General features: G+C 54.4%; 18 protein-coding genes. 12 read left to right on the top strand and 6 right to left on the bottom strand.

The features are described 5' to 3' along the window. The first annotated feature begins 13 nt into the window (after positions 1-13). The gene (locus tag PV433_RS00185) at positions 14-403 is read left to right on the top strand and encodes a DUF1499 domain-containing protein (protein ID WP_190931075.1); all 390 of its coding nucleotides are present in this window, start codon (positions 14-16) and stop codon (positions 401-403) included. A gap of 64 nt (positions 404-467) precedes the next feature. Here PV433_RS00185 and tpx read toward each other — a convergent pair whose 3' ends face one another. Beyond that, entirely contained in the window at positions 468-986 is a 519-nt protein-coding gene (gene tpx, locus PV433_RS00180; RefSeq protein ID WP_190931074.1) for a thiol peroxidase, read from the bottom strand. Positions 987-1,331: 345 nt separating this feature from the next. Here tpx and PV433_RS00175 point away from each other — a divergent pair, with 345 nt between their 5' ends. Both PV433_RS00175 and PV433_RS00170 read left to right on the top strand, forming a co-directional pair. Beyond that, positions 1,332-1,940 carry a rhomboid family intramembrane serine protease gene (locus PV433_RS00175; protein WP_190931073.1) on the top strand — a complete coding sequence of 203 codons (609 nt, stop codon included), beginning with the start codon at positions 1,332-1,334 and terminating at the stop codon, positions 1,938-1,940. A gap of 27 nt (positions 1,941-1,967) precedes the next feature. Next, on the top strand, positions 1,968-2,858 hold the full coding sequence (locus PV433_RS00170) for a LysR family transcriptional regulator (RefSeq protein ID WP_332070216.1): 891 nt from the start codon (positions 1,968-1,970) through the stop codon (positions 2,856-2,858). A 113-nt stretch (positions 2,859-2,971) separates the two neighbouring features. On the opposite strand, the gene PV433_RS00165 is transcribed toward PV433_RS00170, so the two are convergent. Together PV433_RS00165 and PV433_RS00160 are read right to left on the bottom strand one after the other, a co-directional pair. Then, complete coding sequence (locus PV433_RS00165; protein ID WP_332070215.1) at positions 2,972-3,658, bottom strand: zinc metallopeptidase; 687 nt, start codon at positions 3,656-3,658, stop codon at positions 2,972-2,974. Positions 3,659-3,683: 25 nt separating this feature from the next. Next, positions 3,684-4,115, bottom strand: coding sequence for a MerR family transcriptional regulator (locus PV433_RS00160; protein ID WP_190931070.1), 432 nt, complete (start codon positions 4,113-4,115; stop codon positions 3,684-3,686). Between the two features lie 333 nt (positions 4,116-4,448). Here PV433_RS00160 and PV433_RS00155 point away from each other — a divergent pair, with 333 nt between their 5' ends. The 3 genes from PV433_RS00155 to PV433_RS00145 are packed head-to-tail and all read left to right on the top strand — an operon-like array spanning position 4,449 to position 7,689. Next, entirely contained in the window at positions 4,449-5,840 is a 1,392-nt protein-coding gene (locus tag PV433_RS00155) for an ammonium transporter (protein WP_332070214.1), read from the top strand. 32 nt (positions 5,841-5,872) lie between these two features. Then, entirely contained in the window at positions 5,873-6,970 is a 1,098-nt protein-coding gene (locus PV433_RS00150; protein ID WP_332070213.1) for a DUF294 nucleotidyltransferase-like domain-containing protein, read from the top strand. Then, positions 6,967-7,689, top strand: a complete 723-nt coding sequence (locus PV433_RS00145; RefSeq protein WP_332070212.1) for an exonuclease domain-containing protein — start codon at positions 6,967-6,969, stop codon at positions 7,687-7,689. The genes PV433_RS00150 and PV433_RS00145 overlap by 4 nt, the downstream gene beginning before the upstream one ends. On the opposite strand, the gene PV433_RS00140 is transcribed toward PV433_RS00145, so the two are convergent. Then, entirely contained in the window at positions 7,686-8,126 is a 441-nt protein-coding gene (locus PV433_RS00140) for a M67 family metallopeptidase (protein WP_332070211.1), read from the bottom strand. The two genes, PV433_RS00145 and PV433_RS00140, sit on opposite strands and share 4 nt — an antisense overlap. A 149-nt stretch (positions 8,127-8,275) precedes the next feature. After that, positions 8,276-9,577: an MFS transporter gene (locus tag PV433_RS00135; protein ID WP_332070210.1), complete on the bottom strand. Its 1,302-nt coding sequence runs from the start codon at positions 9,575-9,577 to the stop codon at positions 8,276-8,278. 226 nt (positions 9,578-9,803) lie between these two features. On the opposite strand from PV433_RS00135, the gene PV433_RS00130 reads away from it, so the two are divergent. Then, a complete protein-coding gene (locus PV433_RS00130; protein WP_332070209.1) occupies positions 9,804-10,337 on the top strand; it encodes a TlpA disulfide reductase family protein in 534 nt (177 codons plus the stop codon). Between the two features lie 124 nt (positions 10,338-10,461). Here the strand turns inward: PV433_RS00130 and cimA are convergent, their stop codons facing one another. Beyond that, entirely contained in the window at positions 10,462-12,078 is a 1,617-nt protein-coding gene (gene cimA / locus PV433_RS00125) for a citramalate synthase (protein ID WP_190931063.1), read from the bottom strand. Positions 12,079-12,372: 294 nt separating this feature from the next. Here cimA and PV433_RS00120 point away from each other — a divergent pair, with 294 nt between their 5' ends. The 5 genes from PV433_RS00120 to PV433_RS00100 form a co-directional block, all read left to right on the top strand. Continuing rightward, positions 12,373-13,668, top strand: a complete 1,296-nt coding sequence (locus PV433_RS00120; protein WP_332070208.1) for a DNA polymerase IV — start codon at positions 12,373-12,375, stop codon at positions 13,666-13,668. After that, positions 13,665-14,192 carry a molybdopterin-guanine dinucleotide biosynthesis protein B gene (mobB, locus tag PV433_RS00115; RefSeq protein WP_332070207.1) on the top strand — a complete coding sequence of 176 codons (528 nt, stop codon included), beginning with the start codon at positions 13,665-13,667 and terminating at the stop codon, positions 14,190-14,192. The genes PV433_RS00120 and mobB overlap by 4 nt, the downstream gene beginning before the upstream one ends. A 112-nt stretch (positions 14,193-14,304) precedes the next feature. Further along, on the top strand, positions 14,305-14,541 hold the full coding sequence (locus tag PV433_RS00110) for a ferredoxin (protein ID WP_332070206.1): 237 nt from the start codon (positions 14,305-14,307) through the stop codon (positions 14,539-14,541). Between the two features lie 540 nt (positions 14,542-15,081). Next, a complete protein-coding gene (locus PV433_RS00105; protein ID WP_332070205.1) occupies positions 15,082-16,932 on the top strand; it encodes a CHASE2 domain-containing protein in 1,851 nt (616 codons plus the stop codon). A gap of 135 nt (positions 16,933-17,067) precedes the next feature. Further along, a partial coding sequence (locus PV433_RS00100; protein WP_332070204.1) for a FecR domain-containing protein occupies positions 17,068-18,722 on the top strand: 1,655 nt, incomplete at its 3' end.

Here is an 18,722-nt window from a genome sequence, read left to right as displayed (position 1 = left end):
GGGGGGAACGCTTTTGTTGAAGAGAACGTTGGTCGGCCTAATCCGCAGTCACGAAGCAACGGGTGACAAAGCCAGGGATCCGGCTCTTAAAACGAGATATTACAAGCTCCAGAAGGAGAAGTTATGGGACGAAGTGGTCTCGCTCCTCAAGAAGCTGCCGAAGTATACCGTTCTCCACGAAGTGAAAAGTGTCGGCGAAATCGTCGTCTCCAAACGGACGATGACCGGCCGGACCCAAGATATTACTTTGACCCTGCTCTCGATCAGCCCGGTCAAATCTTCGATCGATATTTATTCGGCTTCCCGCGGCTCGCTCGGCGACCTGGGCTCGAACTACCGGACGATTCTCGAACTGTTCAAGGTGTTTGACTCCAAGCTTTCTTCTTATAAAACAGATGCCTAAACAAAAACAGCGGCTGGAATGACATTCCGTACCGCTGTTTTTGTTTGAGACGTTTACTATCGGATTATACCAGTTTCTTAACCGCTTCGAGAGCAGCTTCGTAGTTCGGATGCTCGGTCATCTCGCCCAAATACTCGACATATTGAACCGTGCCGCTTGCATCAACAACGAAAATGGAGCGCATCAGCAGCTGCAATTCTTTGATCAGCACGCCGTAAGCTTGGCCGAACGACTTCGCCTTGTAGTCGGACAAAGTCTCGACTTTGTCTACGCCGGCGGCGCCGCACCAGCGGGCTTGCGCGAACGGCAGGTCGACGCTGATTGTCAGGATCGCCACTTGGTCGCCGAGACCGGCTGCCTCTTCGTTGAAACGGCGGGTTTGCGCGTCGCATACGCCCGTGTCCAGCGAAGGCACGACGCTGATCAGCAGTACTTTGCCTGCATAATCGGCGAGTGTCGTTTCGGTAACGAGGTTTTTATTTACTGTAAAACCAGGAGCTTTGTCGCCGACTTTAATTTCCGGGCCGATCAGTGTAATCGGGTTTCCTTTAAACGTGGCCGCTCCAGCGCGTTCTTGAGTCATGAATGATCATCCTCCTGCGAATGATAAAGTTTGGCAATCACTAACTCATTATATCGGAACGCCGGGACGGTTGTCCAATAACGAAACGAATCTCCACATCTCCACATTCGCAAGAAACGGCGGAATATAGCACCCTGGCGAAGCCGTCTCTTGCAGCTCAGGCGCGGTCTCGTCCGCCACTGTGTCCGAACAGGCCGAGCCAGCCCCAGCCGGGGCCTCGACTGTTCGCCGCATACGCGCGATAATTGTTTACTGACCGTGTCCAGCATTTGGCTCGGGACCGAGCATATTGTATGATACAAATGGGGGATCTACCCGACTTGAACGTGCGCGGAGGAGAATACGATGCTTTTTTTGCGATACGAGAGCTTCAGGCAGTACATACGATGGTATCCGGTGACGACAATCATTCTTGCGATCAACATTGTGCTCTATATAGGGATGGAGCTGTATGGCAGCACGCACGATTCGATGACGCTGATCCAGTTCGGAGCGCTGTTCAGCGAACCGCCGTTTTCCGGGGAATATTGGCGCTATTTCGCTTCCCAATTTATCCATATCGGCTTCGATCATTTGCTGTTCAATTGCTTCTCCCTGTTCGTTTTCGCGCCGCCTCTCGAAAGGCTGCTCGGGACATGGAAATATATCGTGTTTTATTTGGGCAGCGGCTTTATCGGCAATCTGTCGACGCAGCTGTTCTACAACCAACCGGAGCCGCTCGTATCCGCAGGAGCGTCCGGGGCGATCTACGGCGTGTTCGCCGCGTATTTGTTCATTGCCCTGTTCTACAAAAAGGCGCTCGACAAACAGTCCTCATCGACGATCAAAACGGTCGTAATCGTAGGCTTCATCTACTCGTTTCTTATACCGCAGGTGAACCTATACGCGCATATCGGCGGCTTCGTGGGCGGATTTCTGCTGTTCGCTCCGCTGTTTCGCAAAATGCCGGGATAATACAACGTACGGGCTGGAGGATCGAAGGTGGAGCTTAGACAACTGCAATATTTCGTAAAGGTTGCCAGAAAACAGCATGTGACGCAGGCGGCGGAAGAGCTGCATGTGGCCCAGTCGGCGGTCAGCCGGCAGATCCATCAGCTGGAGGAGGAGCTCGGGCTTCAGCTGTTCGTCCAGAAGGGGAGGAATTTGCAGCTGACTCCTGTCGGCAAATTGTTTTTGAGCCGGGTGGAGGAGCTGCTGACCGGGCTGGAGAAGGCGGTCGGGGAGATCAAGGAGTTTCTCGATCCGGAAGTAGGAGAGATCGGTCTCGGTTTTCCGCACAGTCTCGGGATCAGCCTCGTGCCGTCCGTCGTCGCAAGCTTCCGCAAAGACCATCCGAACGTCAAGTTCCGCCTGAAGATGGGGACGTTCTCCAGCCTGATCCGGGACGTCGTCCGGGGCGATGTCGACATGGCGTTTATATCCCCCTTCCCGGAAAATAACGATCAGGTCACCGGTGAGGTTGTGCTGACCGAGGAACTGTACGCGATTCTGCCGAGCAGCCACGTGCTGGCCGATTATCAGTCGATCCGCCTTGAACAGCTGCGGGGCGATTCCTTCGTACTGTTCAACGAAAACTATTCGCTCCGCTCGATCGTATGGGAAGCGTGCCGCAAAGCCGGATTTTCGCCGACGATCAGCTTCGAAGGGGAGGAGTCCGATACGATCCGCGGCCTGGTGGCGGCGGGGATGGGCGTCAGCCTGCTGCCGGAGATGGCTTTGACCGAGATCAGCCCGCTTATGCCGGTGAAGGTGAAGGTAACCGAGCCTCACGTGACGAGAACGATCGGGCTGATCCGCAAATCGGGACAAAAGCTGCCGATCGTCGCGGAGATGTTCCAGCAATTTTTGTTCAGCTATTTTAAGCTCCGCTGATTGGCGAAGCTGCTTGGAGGAGAACACCGCTTCGTTTCGTTCCCTATACACCAAAAAAAGCTTCCCGTTGTGCGCCTTGGCGCCTGCTGGGAAGCTTTTTTGTTCGATATGGACTATTCGTTGCTGCGGTTCGTAAAGATCATAATGTACTTGATCAGCTCAAGCAGGGAGATCAGCGCTGCAGCCACATAGGTCAGGGCGGCGGCGTTTAATACTTTGGCCACTCCGCGTTCTTCCTCATTCGTAATAAAACCTTCGGATACCATCAGCTCTCTCGCCCGGCTGCTCGCGTTAAACTCGACCGGAAGCGTTACTAGCTGGAAAGTGACAGCCGCCGAGAAGAAGATTATCCCGAGCAGGAGCAATCCTGACATCTGGAAGAAAAATCCGGCGATCAGCAGAAGCGGTGCAATCCCGGAAGTAATATTCACCAGCGGGAACATTTTGTGACGGGCGACAAGCATCGGATAGCTGACGCTGTGCTGGATCGCATGGCCTACCTCGTGGCAGGCGACGGATACGGCTGAAATCGAACGCTCATAGTAGACCGGCTCGGACAACCGTACGACGCGCTGAACCGGGTCGTAATGGTCGGTGAGCGTTCCTCTTACCGCTTCGACCGGCACGTCATACAAGCCGTTGTTGTCCAGCATGCGCCGTGCCGCGTCGTAGCCGGTCATTCCGGACTGGACCGGCACTTGCGCCCACCGGTTAAACGTGCCCTTTACCCGGAATTGGGCCCATATCGAGACGCCAAACGCGATGATGATGAGAAAGTCCATAGGGTGGAATAGGATCATCTGTTTCTTTGCCCTCCTTGATAACTTACATGAGTGGTCCTTTGCCGATCAGAAGGAGAAGTGCTTCGATGCAGGCCGCGCTTTGCGTTGCCAACGTCTTGAATGCATATTTGGCTTGCTTCGGTTTCATATCCTCGAGGAGCGGGCTAAGCTCTTTCACTTCACGTTCCAGCTGGCGCAGCTGCAATTGCAAGGATGTCAGCTTTTCTGTCACTACCTCGTCTTGGCTTACTTTGCTCCACTGGGTCAAGCTTGCTTTAATTTCCTCCAGGGTGTACTTTTCCTTCTTCATCGTTTCTATACGTTTCAGGCGGGTCAAGGTTTCATCTGTATACAATCGGTAATTCGTATCCGTTCTTTTTTCGGGAGAGATCAGTCCAAGCTTCGTATAATAATCGATCGTTCTCGAGCTTACTTCCGACATCCGGGCCAGTTCGCCTATTTTGTATAGTTTCATATCCCCAATTCGTTCACCCCTTATTATGGACCTATTTAGGCGGCGTCACTCACCGCGCTTCTAGCCTCATCATAAACCAAATGAAACCGTACAGTCAAACGTCATGCTTTGAATGAACTGTGAACTTTTTATGGCCTGATCGGGCACGGCTCCGAAAAGAATAGCTGACATGAATGCTTGAAAGACGAACGATTGTAGGTATACCTAACATGAATGTCTGGGAATTCAGTTGAAAATCAAAAAAAATGTTGTCAACTTTCCATCATCTGCGTATAATGACACTAAAGCATTCGTAATATGTTATAAAAACTAACATTAAAGGTGGTTTTCGCAATGAGAAAGGTTCTGTTCCTCTGCATGACCCTGCTTTTGGCGTTTCCGGTTACTGCGTTCGCGGCCGACGAACCGACCAATGCCATGCTGCAAATTGCGATCGATTCAGTCTGGGTGATGATCGCCGCCATCCTCGTCATTTTCATGCAAGCAGGCTTCGCGTTGCTGGAAGCCGGGTCCACACGGATGAAAAACGCCGGGCACGTCGCCGGCAAAACGATTTTGACGTTCGGCATATGCGCGCTTGCCTTCTGGGCGTTCGGCTTCGGGCTTACATTCGGAGACGGCGGCGCTTTGAATAAGCTGATCGGCTTCGGCGGTTTCTTTTATGACGGTACCGCCGAGCAAGCTGCGGCGGCCTATCCTTCCTTGGCCGGCTCGGACGTGCCGGGCAGCATCAAGTTTTTGTTCCAGACGGCGTTCGTCGGCGTTGCGCTTTCGATCGCATGGGGCGGTTTCGCGGAACGCGCCAAGCTTTCCGTATACTTCATCTTCGGCTTATTGTTCACCGTAGTGATCTACCCGTTCGTGGCGCACTGGATCTGGGGCGGCGGCTGGCTGGCCGATCACGGCAAGCAGGATTTCGCAGGCTCCACGGTCGTTCACCTTCAGGGAGCGACGGCCGCCCTGGCCGCTACGCTTCTCCTAAAACCCCGTCTCGGCAAATATAATAAAGACGGCAAACCCAATCTCATTCCCGGTCACAACCAAGTGCTTTCCGTACTAGGGGTTATCATTTTGTGGATCGGCTGGTTCGGCTTTAACCCCGGCAGTACGTTGTCCGCTTTTAACGACGGCTTCTTCGGCTTCATTGCGATGAACACGAATCTGGCGGCTGCCGCCGGCGGCGTCGCGGCTCTGCTTGTCTCCTGGCTGTACTTCGGCAAGGCGGATATTCCGAGCATGCTCAACGGCGTACTTGCCGCGCTTGTGGCGATCACGGCTTCCTGTGCATTTGTCGAGCCTTGGGCGGCGTTTGTGATCGGTCTGGTGGCAGGCACGCTTACGTTTTTCACCGCACAATGGTTTGAGAAAGCGGGAGTGGACGATCCGGTATTCGCCTTCTCGGTTCACGGGATTGCGGGCGTATGGGGATCGCTGTCCACCGGTTTTTTCGCGGCTCCACGATTGGTCGAGATGACCGGCGTCGGCAAGGAAGGGCTGTTCTACGGCGGCGGATTCCATCAGCTCGGCGTTCAGGCGATGGGAGTTGCGGTATCGTTCGTTTTTGTCTTCGTCTTGTCCTTCGCGATCTTGTGGGTTATGAAGAAAACGATGGGTCTGCGCGTAACCGAGGAAGAAGAAATTATGGGTCTCGATATTAGCGAGCACGGCAGTTACGGGTATCCGGAACAGCTGAAGAAGTCCGGCAACGAAACGGTAGCCCTGTAACGCCAGCTATCGATTCCCGGGAAGGGGTCGACATGGAGCATACATGGATGGAACGATTCGACGTGTCGATATATAATGCCGTCAGCACCGAACAGCTGCGCGGCTTGAGGGACCGGATGCACTTCGAACTCCGGCCCTCCTTATATGAAGATCCCGTATTGTGGAACGACAGCGTCAATGCCGCGCATGACCGGTTAATCGCCGGTACGATCGCGCTCGCGGAGCAGACGCTCCGTCTGGAAGGGTTCGGCGTTCCTCCGGTGCCGTATGCGTTCGTAGCGGTTGGCAGCGCCGGGCGGATGGAGCAGACGTTGTGGAGCGACCAGGATAACGGAATTGTCTATAGCGAGCCTCCCGAAGAGAGTAGAGAGGGGGCGGCGGCGTATTTCCGCTTTTTGTCCGAAAGGGTATTCAACTGGCTTCAGTCCGCCGGGTATCCGCCTTGTCCGGGCAACGTGCTGTGCACGAATCCGCTGTGGAACAAGCCGGCTTCCGGCTGGATCGATACGATCCGGGGATGGGCGAGCGATCCGCACTGGGAAAATATCCGCTACCTGTTAATGACGGCCGATCTTCGAAGTTTGTACGGCGACGCGGGACTGGTGGAACGGATTCGCTGTGGGTTCGCGGCGGCGCTTGCCGAGAAGCCGGATACGCTCGGACATATGCTGCAAAATACGCTGCATCATAAAATCACGATCGGCGTCTTCGGCAACATTATTACCGAGCGGTACGGGGAAGACGCGGGGGCGTTTGATGTGAAATACGGCGCCTACATTCCGCTTGTGAACGGAATTCGTCTGCTGGCGCTGGCGCACGGCATCTTCGTGCCTTCGACGTTCGAGAGGCTTGACAAGCTGAACGAGGGCCGCATTTATCCCCAGGCCGAAATCGACCGGTGGCGCACGGCGTTTCTAACCGCTCTGGAGCTGCGGGCGGTCGCGGGGCACGAGAAGGAGGACGGGTTCTATACGACCCGGGGGATGATCGATCCGGAGCAAATGACCAAGGAAAACAAAAAACGTCTGAAAAGCTGCTTGCGAACGGGGATCGAGCTGCAGCAGACCGTCCGCAAAACGGTCGAGCGGATGACGGAACGAACGGCGAAGAAACGGGGCGGTCCGGCATGAAGGGGATGTCCAAGCTTTGGCATTTGTACCGCATGGGCGGCATTACGCCGGCTGTCGCTTCGATGTTCGACGCCCGCAACGCCCAGCAGATGGCCTTTATCCGGTCCGTTATGAAGGAACAGCGCAAAAACAGCATGTATGACATCCCGCTACAGAAGCTCGACACGGTCGTGTTCGATCTGGAGACCACCGGTTTCTCCCCATACAGTGGCGATGAGATCATCTCGGTCGGGGCGGTCGGCATGTCCGGCGATTTCGTCATTGGCCAGGAATCGTACTACAGCCTCGTTCGTCCCGGCAAAAAAATTCCCGAAGATGTCGTCCGGCTGACCGGAATCCGGAACGAGGAAGCAGTTGAAGCGCCGGAGTTGATCACCGTCCTTAAGGAGTTTCTTGAATTTGTCAATCACCGGGTGCTTGTGGTGCACGGCAGCGGACACGATAAACACTTTTTGAATTCCGCGTTGTGGAAAACGTCGAAGGTGAATTTATCCCACCGGTTTATCGACTGTATGATACTTGCCCAACGGCTTGAGCCGAAACGGGGCAGCTACGATCTCGACTCGTTATTGTCCGACTACGGCATCGAAGTGAACGGGCGCCACCACGCCCTCGGCGATGCGGGGATGACCGCGCAGCTGTGGAAATGCCTATTAAATGAAACGATAAGAAGAGACGTGTCCACACTCGGCGATTTGTACGATTTCTTGAGTCGTTAGACGACGCTATAAGGGATGGCGGTTAAAATACCGGCATACGGGTCTGCGTCATGGGAAAGCCGGTAAACTTCCGTCTTCGGCGATCCGCTCGCCAGGGAGATGATCCAGTAGCTGGGCAAACCGCTCCAGACGCTGCCGCGGTCTTTCACAGACGGAAACGGAGGCGAGTCCGGGTGGGAATGGTAGATGCCCGCCAGTCGCAACCCGGAGCGCTCGGTTTCGTTCAAAAGGGCTAGCCATTCCCGTTCGTCGAATCGGAATGTATGTTGCGGTCGTTCCGCACGGTTCGTGATCGCAACGGCCGAAATGATGACGGGAGGTTGTCCGCCGCCGTCTTCCGCCCCGTAACCAAGCAGCGCTCCGCAAGCTTCGTGCGGCACTGACCGGACGCAATGTTCAACCACCTGTTCCAGAACTAAACGTTGAATAAGCAGCATGTTCCGCACACCCTCTCCTGTCTTCTTTCTATTATAGAGGCTGGTTGCGGCTTGTGCACTGCGACTTTGAACGAGAGGGTATCAAAACAAAAACGAACAGCCCGCCGGATGCGGGCTGTTCGTATGCGTATAGGCGAACGTATTCAGCTTCAATTTACTTGGCTGTCCGGCTTGATCAGGAAAAAGACGAGTCCGAGCGTAATCAGCGCGAGGGACGAGACGGAGATAAATACGATCCGGTCGGACATATCCATCATCCAGCCGAATAACGGCGGCCCCGCCGCGACTCCTAGAAAGCGGAGGCAATTGTACAGCGACGTAATCATGCCCCGCTGCTCCTTGGATACGGCACCGGTAATCATCGTGTTCAAGCAGGGGAGGAGCAAGCCGGTTCCGATGCTGCTGATCGTCAAAAGTCCGATAAAGATATACAGGTTGTTGAAGAAGAAAATCGTGCAGGCCAGGGAGACGGTCATGGCGATCAGGCCGATGTTCATCAGCCAGCGCATCAGGATGCCGTTTTTCTTAATGACGCTGCCGGTAATGTACGAGGTGGTGACCAGACCGAGCAGAGGGATGGCGAGCACCAACCCTTTTTTGACCCCGTCGACCTTGTACGGATCTTCCTCCAGCACGTTGGACAAATAAAACAGCACGCCGAACAAAATAAACAGGCCGAGCGATCCCGCGAAAAACGATGTGATCAGCCAGCGCCCCTTCTCTTTCATAATTTGCCCGATGTTCCGGATGTAGTCTTTCAGCTTTTGCGGTTTTTTGTCGCGCTTCGGTTCCTTGATCAGCCAAATAACCGCGACGAGTGAAAGCGCACAAAAGACGGGAAATGCGAAAAAAGCGGCATACCAAATAATTAGAGCCAGCAGCGAGCCGATAATCGGGCTCAGCACTTTGCCCGCTCCGTTGGACGCCTCGGTCAGGCCCAGCGCTTTGCTTTCGGTCCCTCCCTCGAACAAGTCGCCCACCAGCGCCATCGCGATGGGGGCGGTGCCCGCAGCCGCCATGCCTTGAATCGCTCTGGAAATAATGATGATCGTATACGAATTCCACACCGCTCCGAATCCGGCCAATATGCCGGCCCCTCCGTATACGATCAAGGAAGGGATAATAATCGCCTTGCGGCCGAACCGGTCGGACAAGTACCCGATCACCGGGATGAACAAGCCTGCCGACAGGGAGAAGAGCGTGATGACCAAGCTGCTCTGAAACTTGGTAATGCCCAGCTTCTCTTGCATATCGGGCAAAATCGGGACGAGCATCGAGTTGCCGAGCACGAGCACGAGCGGAATGGTGGCGATCGCCATAAAGACGAGCGCGTGCCCTTTGCCGCCTGGCTTGTCCTGCTTCGGCTTGGCTTGGCCGGCAGACTCGCCCGGATCGAAATCGATGTCGCTTTCGAACGTGATGTGTAGTTTTCCGGATTTCGTTTTCTCCATAAAGCTCCCCTCGCGCCGCTGTCATACCGTTACTATAACCGTCCTCGGTCAAGGTCATTCCACGGCTGTTTGCCAAAATGTAACGCTTTGTTTGCGGAAGGAATGGAAATCGTTCTGAAAAGACTATAATATAAAGAATAAGACGACAGATCGATTCAACACCATACAGCACGAGTTGCGATAAATACCGGATCGTAATTTCGGCGGGAAGGGAACTTGGGATAAGATGAAACGTAACATATGGGTCCTTGCAGTCGTTCTAGTTCTTGTCGGTTTTGCCGTTTATCAAAATGTCAGTTTCGGTGACCGTCAAGCGTCGGTTTCGAAGGAAGCGGCCCCCAAGCCGAATTATATGGCTCCGGGCTTCAAACTGACCGCGCTAGACGGCAGCGTGTATGAGGTCGGGGGAGCGCGGGAGAAGCCGCTGCTTATGAATTTCTGGGCGTCCTGGTGCGGACCTTGCGAGCTCGAAGCGCCGGATTTGGTCCATTTGTACAACAAATACAAAGACCAGATCGATTTCTATGCGGTTAATATGACGGCCAGCGACCGGATGGACAACATCAAGTCGTTCGTCAAACATTTCGAATTCACCTTCCCGGTGCTGCTCGACTCGGACGGCAAGGTAGGGGAGTTGTACCGGATTAGCGGAATTCCGATGACGTATCTGGTCGACAAAAACGGCGTGATCCGCGACGGATTCAGCATTTTACATCCGGATGAACTGGAGAAGCGGATCAAAAAAATGATCGATTCCTAAATGACCATCATGTACGAAAAAGCTGCCCCTTATCGGGCAGCTTTTTCGTATTTCTCTAAAGATAACGCGCGTAACGTCTGATTGTTCCTGCTTATGCCAGTTCCGTTTCCCGTTTCTGGAGGCGTCAGTGATTGACAAGTCCCAGCTGTGCTTGCCGGTCCGCCTGCGGTTCAATCCGGGTTTTGCCGATCAGCGCATAGCGGATACTGTCCAGCAGCGCTTCCCAGCTTGCTTCGATAATGTTCTCGGATACGCCTACTGTACTCCATGTATTGTTGATGTCGGTCGATTCGATCAATACGCGAACCTTCGCCGCGGTAGCGTCTTTTTCATTAATGACGCGGACTTTGTAATCGGACAGATGCATGTCGCGAATATCCGGATAAAATTGGACGAGCGCTTTGCGAAGGGCGTTATCCAGCGCGTTTACCGGTCCGTTGCCTTCGGCCGCCGTATATACGGTCTCCCCGTGAACTTTCATCTTCACGATCGCTTCCGATACGACCGAGTCTCCCGGCGATTTGGCGACGATCAGCTTGAACGACTCCATCGTGAAAATATCTTCGATATCTCCGAACGCTCGGCGCAGCAACAGCTCCAGCGAAGCGTCCGCTCCTTCGAACTGGTAGCCTTGATGCTCCAGCTCCTTGATTTTCTCGATAATTTGCTTCGTTTGATTCGTCTCGTTGCTCATATCGAGATTGAGCTCTTGCGCCTTGACCAGCAGATTGCTCTGTCCGGCGAGCTCCGATACGAGCACGCGCTGCTTGTTGCCTACGAGCTCGGGAACGATATGCTCGTACGTTTTGGCGTGTCGCATTATCGCCGAGACGTGAATGCCTCCCTTATGGGCAAAAGCGGCTGAGCCGACGAACGGCTGATTGACCGCCATGTTGACATTTGCGATCTCGCTGACGTATCTGGCGACCGAGGTCAGGCTCTGAAGCTGCTGTTCGGATACGCAGTTGTAGTCGAGCTTGAGCTGCAGGTTCGGAATGACGGAGCATAGATTGGCATTGCCGCAGCGCTCGCCGAAGCCGTTGATCGTCCCTTGTACTTGGCGCGCGCCGGCCTGAACGGCGGCCAGACTGTTGGCGACCGCCAGCTCGCAATCGTTATGAGCGTGAATGCCGACCGGCGTTTTTAGCTTGCTGCATACCGTCTTGACGATATCCGACACTTCGCCGGGCAGGGAGCCGCCATTCGTATCGCACAGGACGACCCAGTCGGCGCCTGCCGCTTCCGCTTTCTGGATCGTGGCCAGCGCGTATTCCGGATTGTTCTTGAATCCGTCGAAGAAATGCTCCGCGTCATAAATGACTTCAAGTCCTTGACTCTTCAAATAACGGACCGAGTCGTAAATCATGTTCAAATTTTCTTCAAGCGAAGTCTGAATCGCCGTATGGACGTGGAAATCCCACGATTTGCCGAAGATCGTCGCCACGCTGACACCGGATTCGACGAGACGGTTCAGATTCGGATCGGTTTCCGCCTTCGAGTCTTTCCGGCGGGTGCTGCCGAATGCCGTCACTTTGGCGTGGGTCAGGTTCAGCTCTTTGGAGCGGTGAAAAAATTCGATGTCTTTGCCGTTGCTGCCCGGCCATCCGCCTTCAATATAATGAACGCCCAGACGGTCGAGCTTTTGGGCGATTTTCAATTTGTCCTCGACGGAAAGGCTGATTCCTTCCCCTTGCGTTCCATCCCGTAAAGTCGTGTCAAAAATAATTACTGGGGTTGCCATGAACTTCCTCCTCCGCATTCTGAAGCATAAGCCGCGCTGCATTCCCTCCATTATAACATTTTGACCGAAATATTGAAGTAGTTTTGCAAAGTTGTCCGGTATTAGTCCTGTCTGTTTGGTATATTGTCACGAATGCGCGAAAAGCGGGCCCCGCTTGACCCGAAGCGCCGGCAAAGGTATGCTGGGATGGAACGCTGATTAGGGGGAACGCCCGATGAAATTCGCGAACGAGCCATACTTGCACGCTCCGGCGGAGCATAAGGCTTCGAGAATGGCAAACGGTACCGGTCCGTTATGAATCGAACGGCAACAGACGGCCATTATCCCAAAAATGGCAGAGTCATTCTGCATATCGATATGAACGCGTTTTACTGCTCGGTGCACGAGGCGGTGGAGCCGGATTTATATAAAGGAAAGCCTCTTGCCGTCGGCGGCAATATCGAGCTGCGCAAGGGCATTATCGTCACGTCCTCCTATGCGGCAAGAGCGAAGGGCGTCAAGACGGGGATGCACATCCGCCAAGCTTTGAAAGTATGCCCGGACCTGGTCGTGCTGCAGCCGGACTTCGATTTGTACCGCCAATTTTCCCGCAAGTTCATGCAGGTCGTCTATGGTTACTCCCCTTTGGTGGAAGCGATGTCCATAGACGAATGTTATGTTGATATTACGGGCTCCAAGCAGTTCGGCACGCCGCTGCAGATCGCCGGAATTATTCAGACGCGAATCCGCGACGAGCTTCGTCTGCCGTGCTCCATCGGGGTCGCCCCGAACAAGCTGCTGGCGAAGATGGCTTCCGATATGAAGAAGCCGAACGGCATAACCGTGCTGCGCAAGCGCGACGTCGAGCGGCTGCTGTGGGACAAGCCGTGCTCGCACCTGTTCGGAATCGGCCACCGGATGGGAGACCGGCTGCGCAAGCTGAACTTGTACACGATCGGGGATGTGGCGAAAGCGGACGAATCGTTTCTGGTGAAGCATTTCGGCGTAAACGGATTGTGGCTGAAGCAGGCGGCGAACGGTATCGACGAATCGCCGGTCAATCCGGAGCGGGAGCAAAGCAAATCGATCGGGCATACGACGACGCTGCCCAAAAATTTGACGGAGGCGTCGGATATTTCCCGCGTCTTCCTAAACTTGTCGGATCAGGTGGCGAGAAGGCTGAGGAGGCAAAAGCTGCTCGCAAGCACGATCCAGATTACGATCCGCGACCCGGATATGAAGACGATTACGCGCTCCCATACCATCTCCGTGCCAACGGAAAATGCGGATGAAATTCACCGGTTGTCGGTCAAGCTGTTCCAGGAGCATTGGGGGTACGGAAAGCCGGTCCGCTTGCTCGGGGTAACGCTTCAGAGCTTGCAGCCGAAAAATACGGCGGCGATCCAGCTGGATCTGTTCGAGTACGAGCAACATCCGAAGAAGGAACAGCTCAACGCCACGATGGACCGCATCCGCGACAAATACGGCGAAGACGCGATCCTTACCGCCGGTATGGTCGGCACCGATCCGTCGACAATGATCCGCAATCACAAGCGGAGAGGCACTTCGCTGCAAATGGACCATCTTCGCGAGAGGGGACTCGACGAATGACGGGGAGAAAGCCGCATGTGATCGGATTCGCCGGATATTCCGGAAGCGGGAAAACGACGCTTGCCGTTCAGGTCGTCGATAAGATTAGCCGGCACGGACTGAAGGTCGCGGTCGTGAAGCACGACGGCCACGGCCATTACCGGGAAGCGGAAGGGACCGATTCCGCCCGTTATGCGGCGACTGGCGCCGAAGCGGTAATCGTTGCCGGCCCCGGCTACACGTACAAGTACGAGAAAACCGGCGGGGGAGCGGGCCTTCGCGATGCGCTCGCAGGACTGGACGGCTTCGACTTGATCGTCGTGGAGGGGTTCAAGAAGGAGCCGATCCCCAAGCTCGTCCTGATGCGGACGGAGGAGCAGGTACGAGACGGGAGTCTGATCGACGACCATACGGTGGCGCTCGTCCTTAAGAAGAGCGGGGACGAAACGTATCGGGCGGCGGGAGAGCGGAATATTCCGGTCCTGGACATCGACGACCCGGACGGGGTCGCCTCGTTTGTTTTGCGCCGTTTTTCGTATATTTAAAGACGTGAAAGCGTAGCCTATATAAAGGTTGGCAAGCCTCAAAAGGTTTGAACTTTATATAGTTTTGTATTATAGTGGACAGTAGAGGTTACTATTTGAGGAGGAATTATTCATGGCTAAGTACACATGGGTAGAAAAAGATACATGCATTGCATGCGGCGCATGCGGCGCAACTGCCCCTGACATTTACGACTACGACGATGAAGGACTTGCGGAAGTTATTTTCGAAGACGACAACAACCGCGGCATTACGGAAATTCCGGACGATCTGTACGACGATCTTCAAGATGCCTCCGACGGCTGCCCGACCGATTCGATCAAAATCGCCGATACTCCGTTTAATAAATAAGCTGTGCGAGCGAAGTCTTCCCGTTTAGGGAAGGCTTTTTTTGAACGTTAAAAAATGTTTGAGTTTACTGAAGCGTTAAAGCGGTAAAATAAAACATACTTTACCAAGAAAGCCTCCACTTACGCAGGGTCATTCATCGTGGCAAAGGCTTCTTTTAGAAGTTTTTCTTAATATGACATACTGGCGGCCGTTGATCATGGAAGCTCTGTCGATTCATTGTGTAGAAGTGTTAGCAGGCCGCCGGTCGGCTGTCCCTGTTTAGATGGAGACGCTCTGCTTCCCCCCGGATGATGATATCGCCTATTTACTCAGAGCGTTTGCCCCTCATTCTTGTATATGTTTTCATCGTTCTTAAAGAAAATTTAAACTGGATATCGTATACTGGCCAAGGAGCAGACCGGAATTGTTAATTTTCACACCAATTGTAAATCTGTCGTTGCTATAAGTCGATGCGCGGCATACAATAGGCTTATGGGAGGGGCGCGATGCGTCTATTTTCCTATTACGACAGATTGTACGGAGAGGTTCGGGGAGGAGCCGATGAATAAGAGAAACTGGAAAACAACGGTCGTCGCGGCATTGGTTGTTTTTTTATTTGCCGTCTTAACGTATACGACCGGAACCGGCGGAACGTTCCACTATATCGAGAATCCGCTGCGCGACGCGCTTGGTGCCAAAAACGTATGGCAGCGCGAGCCGGATACGTCAATCAAAATTTTGAAAATTGATTCCAAATCGCTGGATGCGATCGGTCAGTTTCCGTGGGACCGTTCCGTATACGCAGCCGTCATCGAAAAGCTGGAGCAAGGCAAAGTAAAAGCGATCGGGCTTGACGTCACGTTCCCGGAGCCGAGCAAGGACCCGAAGCAGGACCAGGCTTTGGCGGAGGTCATGCGCAAATACGGCAACGTGGTGCTTCCCGTTAATTTTAACTTTCCGGCCAAGCAGCAATCCAGCGGCCTGCTGGAGTATGACCGGATTGAAGTTCCCTCGCCGGCCATTCAGGCTCCGAAAAGGCAGCTGGCGCACATTAACGTGTTCCCCGACAATGACGACCGCGTCCGCAGGCTGATCGTAGGGCTGCCGGAGAAGTCGGGGGAGATGATCGAGGCGTTCAGCGTCAAGCTGGCCAATTACGCTCTTGGCGATACCGAGAAAGTACGCTGGGATGCGGAGCAGCGCAAATGGTACCGCGGCAGCTCGCCAATTCCCGTCAACTCGAGAAACCAGGTGATCACGCAGTTTTACAGCGAGCCGCGCCAGGAGAAAGATTTGAGTACGGGTTATGATTCGTTCTCGTTCAGCGACGTGCTCAGCGGCAAAATCGACGCGAACATGTTCGAAAACGATATTGTCCTGATCGGGCCTTATACGACCGCTCTTCAGGACGAATATATGACGCCGATGAGCCGGGCGATCAAAATGTTCGGGGTCGAAATCCATGCCAATATGGTCCAGTCGATACTGGATAACCGGTTCTGGAACGAAGCCGGCAAGCCGGCCGGTATCGCTATTCTTGCTCTGGTCGTGCTGCTCGCCGCCTTTTTGTTCGGAACGTTCAGAGGCAGAGCCGCCTTATTCTGGTTTATCGGACTTTCAGTCTTGTACATAGGAGCGTTCATTGTCGCCAATGAAGCGCTTCGCATTTACTTGCCGATCTTTTATCCGCTGCTGACGATCATTCTGATGTACGTCTGGTCGATCGTCGACCATTATTTGGCGGAGCGCCGGGAGCGCGGGCGTGTGACGGGCATCTTCGGACGGTTCGTGCCGAAGGCGGTCGTCGACCAGATGCTCGCTTCGGGCAATGAGGTTAAGCTCGGCGGAGAACGGATGGACATATCGCTCATCTTCGTAGATATCCGCGGATTCACGACGCTGTCCGAAAAGCTGGAGCCCGAGCAGGTCATCCAATTTTTGAACGAATATTTGGACGTGTGCACGAAGGCCGTATTCAAATACAACGGGACGCTCGACAAATTTATCGGCGACGGCGTGATGGCGATGTTCGGGGCGCCGGTAAAGTACGATAACCATGCGGAGATGGCGGTAAGAGCGGCGCTCGAGATGAAGAAGCAGACAGCCAGTCTCGAAGAGCGGCTTATGCAGAAACTGGGCTTTACCGTCCGGTTCGGCATCGGCATTAACTGCGGCCCGGCGATCGTAGGCAATATCGGTTCGGAGGAGCTGCGTCTCGACTATACGGCGATCGGGGATACCGTCAATCTGGCGGCCCGGCTCGAATCGAACGCCAAGCCCGGACAAATTCTGATCAGCGACGCCTTGTACGAGAGGGTTAAAGAGTTGTTCGAGATCGAAAGTATGGGCGAAATCAAGGTGAAGGGCAAGGAGCTCCCGGTAAACATTTATCAGGTGCTCGCGGAGAAGTAAGGACCTAATGGTATCCAATCAGGCGAAAGAACTGATAAAATAAACGTACAACTTCGTTTTGCGCTGCCGAATGCGACAGATCAGGATCAGGAAACTAAAGAGGAGATTTTAACAGGGAAGAGGAGAAATGGGAGAATGAAAAGCAGATCCGTATTGTCTGTGATGTTGTGCCTGACGCTTTTGATCAGTCTGCTGACGGGGCCGCTAGCCGGTATCGCGAATGCCAAGGAGAGCCGTGCGGCGATCGTGGTCAGTGTCCAGGGCACCGTCATGGTGACGAAAGCGGGCGGATCGTCCCCCTTTAGAGCTGTCGAGGAGATGAGCCTGAATCAGGGAGACCATATCCGGACGGAGGAAGGCTCCCGTATCGTCTTGCGTGTGGCGGACGGGGAGGACGAAGTAACGATCGGCGAGAACACGGAGATGTACATATCGTCTCTCGTCGAAGCCGACGATGGAGGCAAGAAGTCCAAGCTGAAAATGTGGGCAGGCTCGCTTTGGTTCAAAGTGAAAAAGCTGGTGAACGCCGACGATGAATTCGAGGTGGAAACACCGACCGCTGTTATGGGCGTTCGCGGCTCGAACGGATATATTGAAGCGAGATACGGGCAGCTTTTTGCCCTGATGACGTCCGGTGTGTTGGAGACGAGAGGGACAAGCGGAACCGGAACCGGAACCGGAACCGGGACGGGAGACCCCGCACGGGTATACCCCGGTCAGCAGATCATCCAATTGCCGGGAACGCCCGACGTCGGGGCGGATCATGTAACTCCGCTGGATGTGCAGTCGTTTATTAACGAAGCTACGCCGGAAGTGATCAACGCTTTATTAAAGTCGATTCAGCAAATCCGCGAAGAGAACGATCAATTCATCCGCGATATTGCGGACGGCGCCAAGAAAGTCGATTCGAGCACCGGCTTGGATCTTGCATCCGAGGACGACTTGCGTAAATTCGGCGAGAACTTGAAAAATTTGCTCACAAACGTAGCCAAGGGCGCGATCGATACGAAGAAGCTGTCGGAAAGCGGCGTGCAGGAGCTAATCGATAAAGCGAACGAGAAATACAGACACGACCCGATTGATCTTGGCAACATCAAGCCGTTTGATCCGTCGGTCGGACTTGATCCGAACGTACAGAAGGCCAAGCTGGATCGATTGAAGGAGCTGCAGCAGCAGCGCGAACGGTTGAAGCAGCAGGAAAAGCAGCTGGAAGAATTAAAAAAACAGCAGCATGCGGCGTTGGTCGAACGGCTGGAAGCGGAACGCCAACGTCTGGAAGAAGCGAACCGGAAAGCAAAGGAGGAGCGCGAGCGGCTAGCACGTGAGCAGTATGAGCGGCAGTTGGCGATGGAGGAACGTACACGCTTTCTGGAAGACCAGCGGAAACATCAGGAGGAGCTTCGTAAGCAGGAGGGCGCCACGCCTTCACGGCCGAATCCGGGAACGCCTTCGCCAGGCGGCACGGGCGGCAGCGGGGGAAGCGACAGCGGCGGAGATCCGGGCAGCACGCCGGACACGACGCCGCCGACCGGCACGGTAAAGATCAATAACAGCAACGAATCCGCGCCGACGACAACGCTGCCGTCAGTCACCCTGTATATCGCAGCGTCTTCGGATACGGTAAAGGTGATGGTGTCGGAAGCGTTAGACTTCGCCGGAGCGTCGTGGGTTCCGTTCCAGAAGTCGTCCGAAGGGGATTTCATGGCGCTGAGCCATCAGCTGTCGAGCGGATATGGCTCGAAGACGATATATGTGAAGCTGCAGGATACGGCGGGCAATGTGTCAACTCC

The sequence above is a fragment of the Paenibacillus sp. GYB004 genome, assembly GCF_036577605.1.
Lineage (GTDB): Bacteria > Bacillota > Bacilli > Paenibacillales > NBRC-103111 > Paenibacillus_AB > Paenibacillus_AB oceani.
This window is presented reverse-complemented; position numbering and strand designations above follow the sequence as displayed.

Bases quoted from the DNA above. Each gene is read 5' to 3' on its own strand.
- tpx (WP_190931074.1), bottom strand. From the start codon at position 986: ATGACTCAAGAACGCGCTGGAGCGGCCACGTTTAAAGGAAACCCGATT.
- PV433_RS00175 (WP_190931073.1), top strand. From the start codon at position 1,332: ATGCTTTTTTTGCGATACGAGAGCTTCAGGCAGTACATACGATGGTAT.
- PV433_RS00165 (WP_332070215.1), bottom strand. From the start codon at position 3,658: ATGATCCTATTCCACCCTATGGACTTTCTCATCATCATCGCGTTTGGC.
- PV433_RS00160 (WP_190931070.1), bottom strand. From the start codon at position 4,115: ATGAAACTATACAAAATAGGCGAACTGGCCCGGATGTCGGAAGTAAGC.
- PV433_RS00155 (WP_332070214.1), top strand. From the start codon at position 4,449: ATGAGAAAGGTTCTGTTCCTCTGCATGACCCTGCTTTTGGCGTTTCCG.
- PV433_RS00150 (WP_332070213.1), top strand. From the start codon at position 5,873: ATGGAGCATACATGGATGGAACGATTCGACGTGTCGATATATAATGCC.
- PV433_RS00145 (WP_332070212.1), top strand. From the start codon at position 6,967: ATGAAGGGGATGTCCAAGCTTTGGCATTTGTACCGCATGGGCGGCATT.
- PV433_RS00140 (WP_332070211.1), bottom strand. From the start codon at position 8,126: ATGCTGCTTATTCAACGTTTAGTTCTGGAACAGGTGGTTGAACATTGC.
- PV433_RS00135 (WP_332070210.1), bottom strand. From the start codon at position 9,577: ATGGAGAAAACGAAATCCGGAAAACTACACATCACGTTCGAAAGCGAC.
- PV433_RS00130 (WP_332070209.1), top strand. From the start codon at position 9,804: ATGAAACGTAACATATGGGTCCTTGCAGTCGTTCTAGTTCTTGTCGGT.
- cimA (WP_190931063.1), bottom strand. From the start codon at position 12,078: ATGGCAACCCCAGTAATTATTTTTGACACGACTTTACGGGATGGAACG.
- PV433_RS00120 (WP_332070208.1), top strand. From the start codon at position 12,373: ATGAATCGAACGGCAACAGACGGCCATTATCCCAAAAATGGCAGAGTC.
- mobB (WP_332070207.1), top strand. From the start codon at position 13,665: ATGACGGGGAGAAAGCCGCATGTGATCGGATTCGCCGGATATTCCGGA.
- PV433_RS00110 (WP_332070206.1), top strand. From the start codon at position 14,305: ATGGCTAAGTACACATGGGTAGAAAAAGATACATGCATTGCATGCGGC.
- PV433_RS00105 (WP_332070205.1), top strand. From the start codon at position 15,082: ATGAATAAGAGAAACTGGAAAACAACGGTCGTCGCGGCATTGGTTGTT.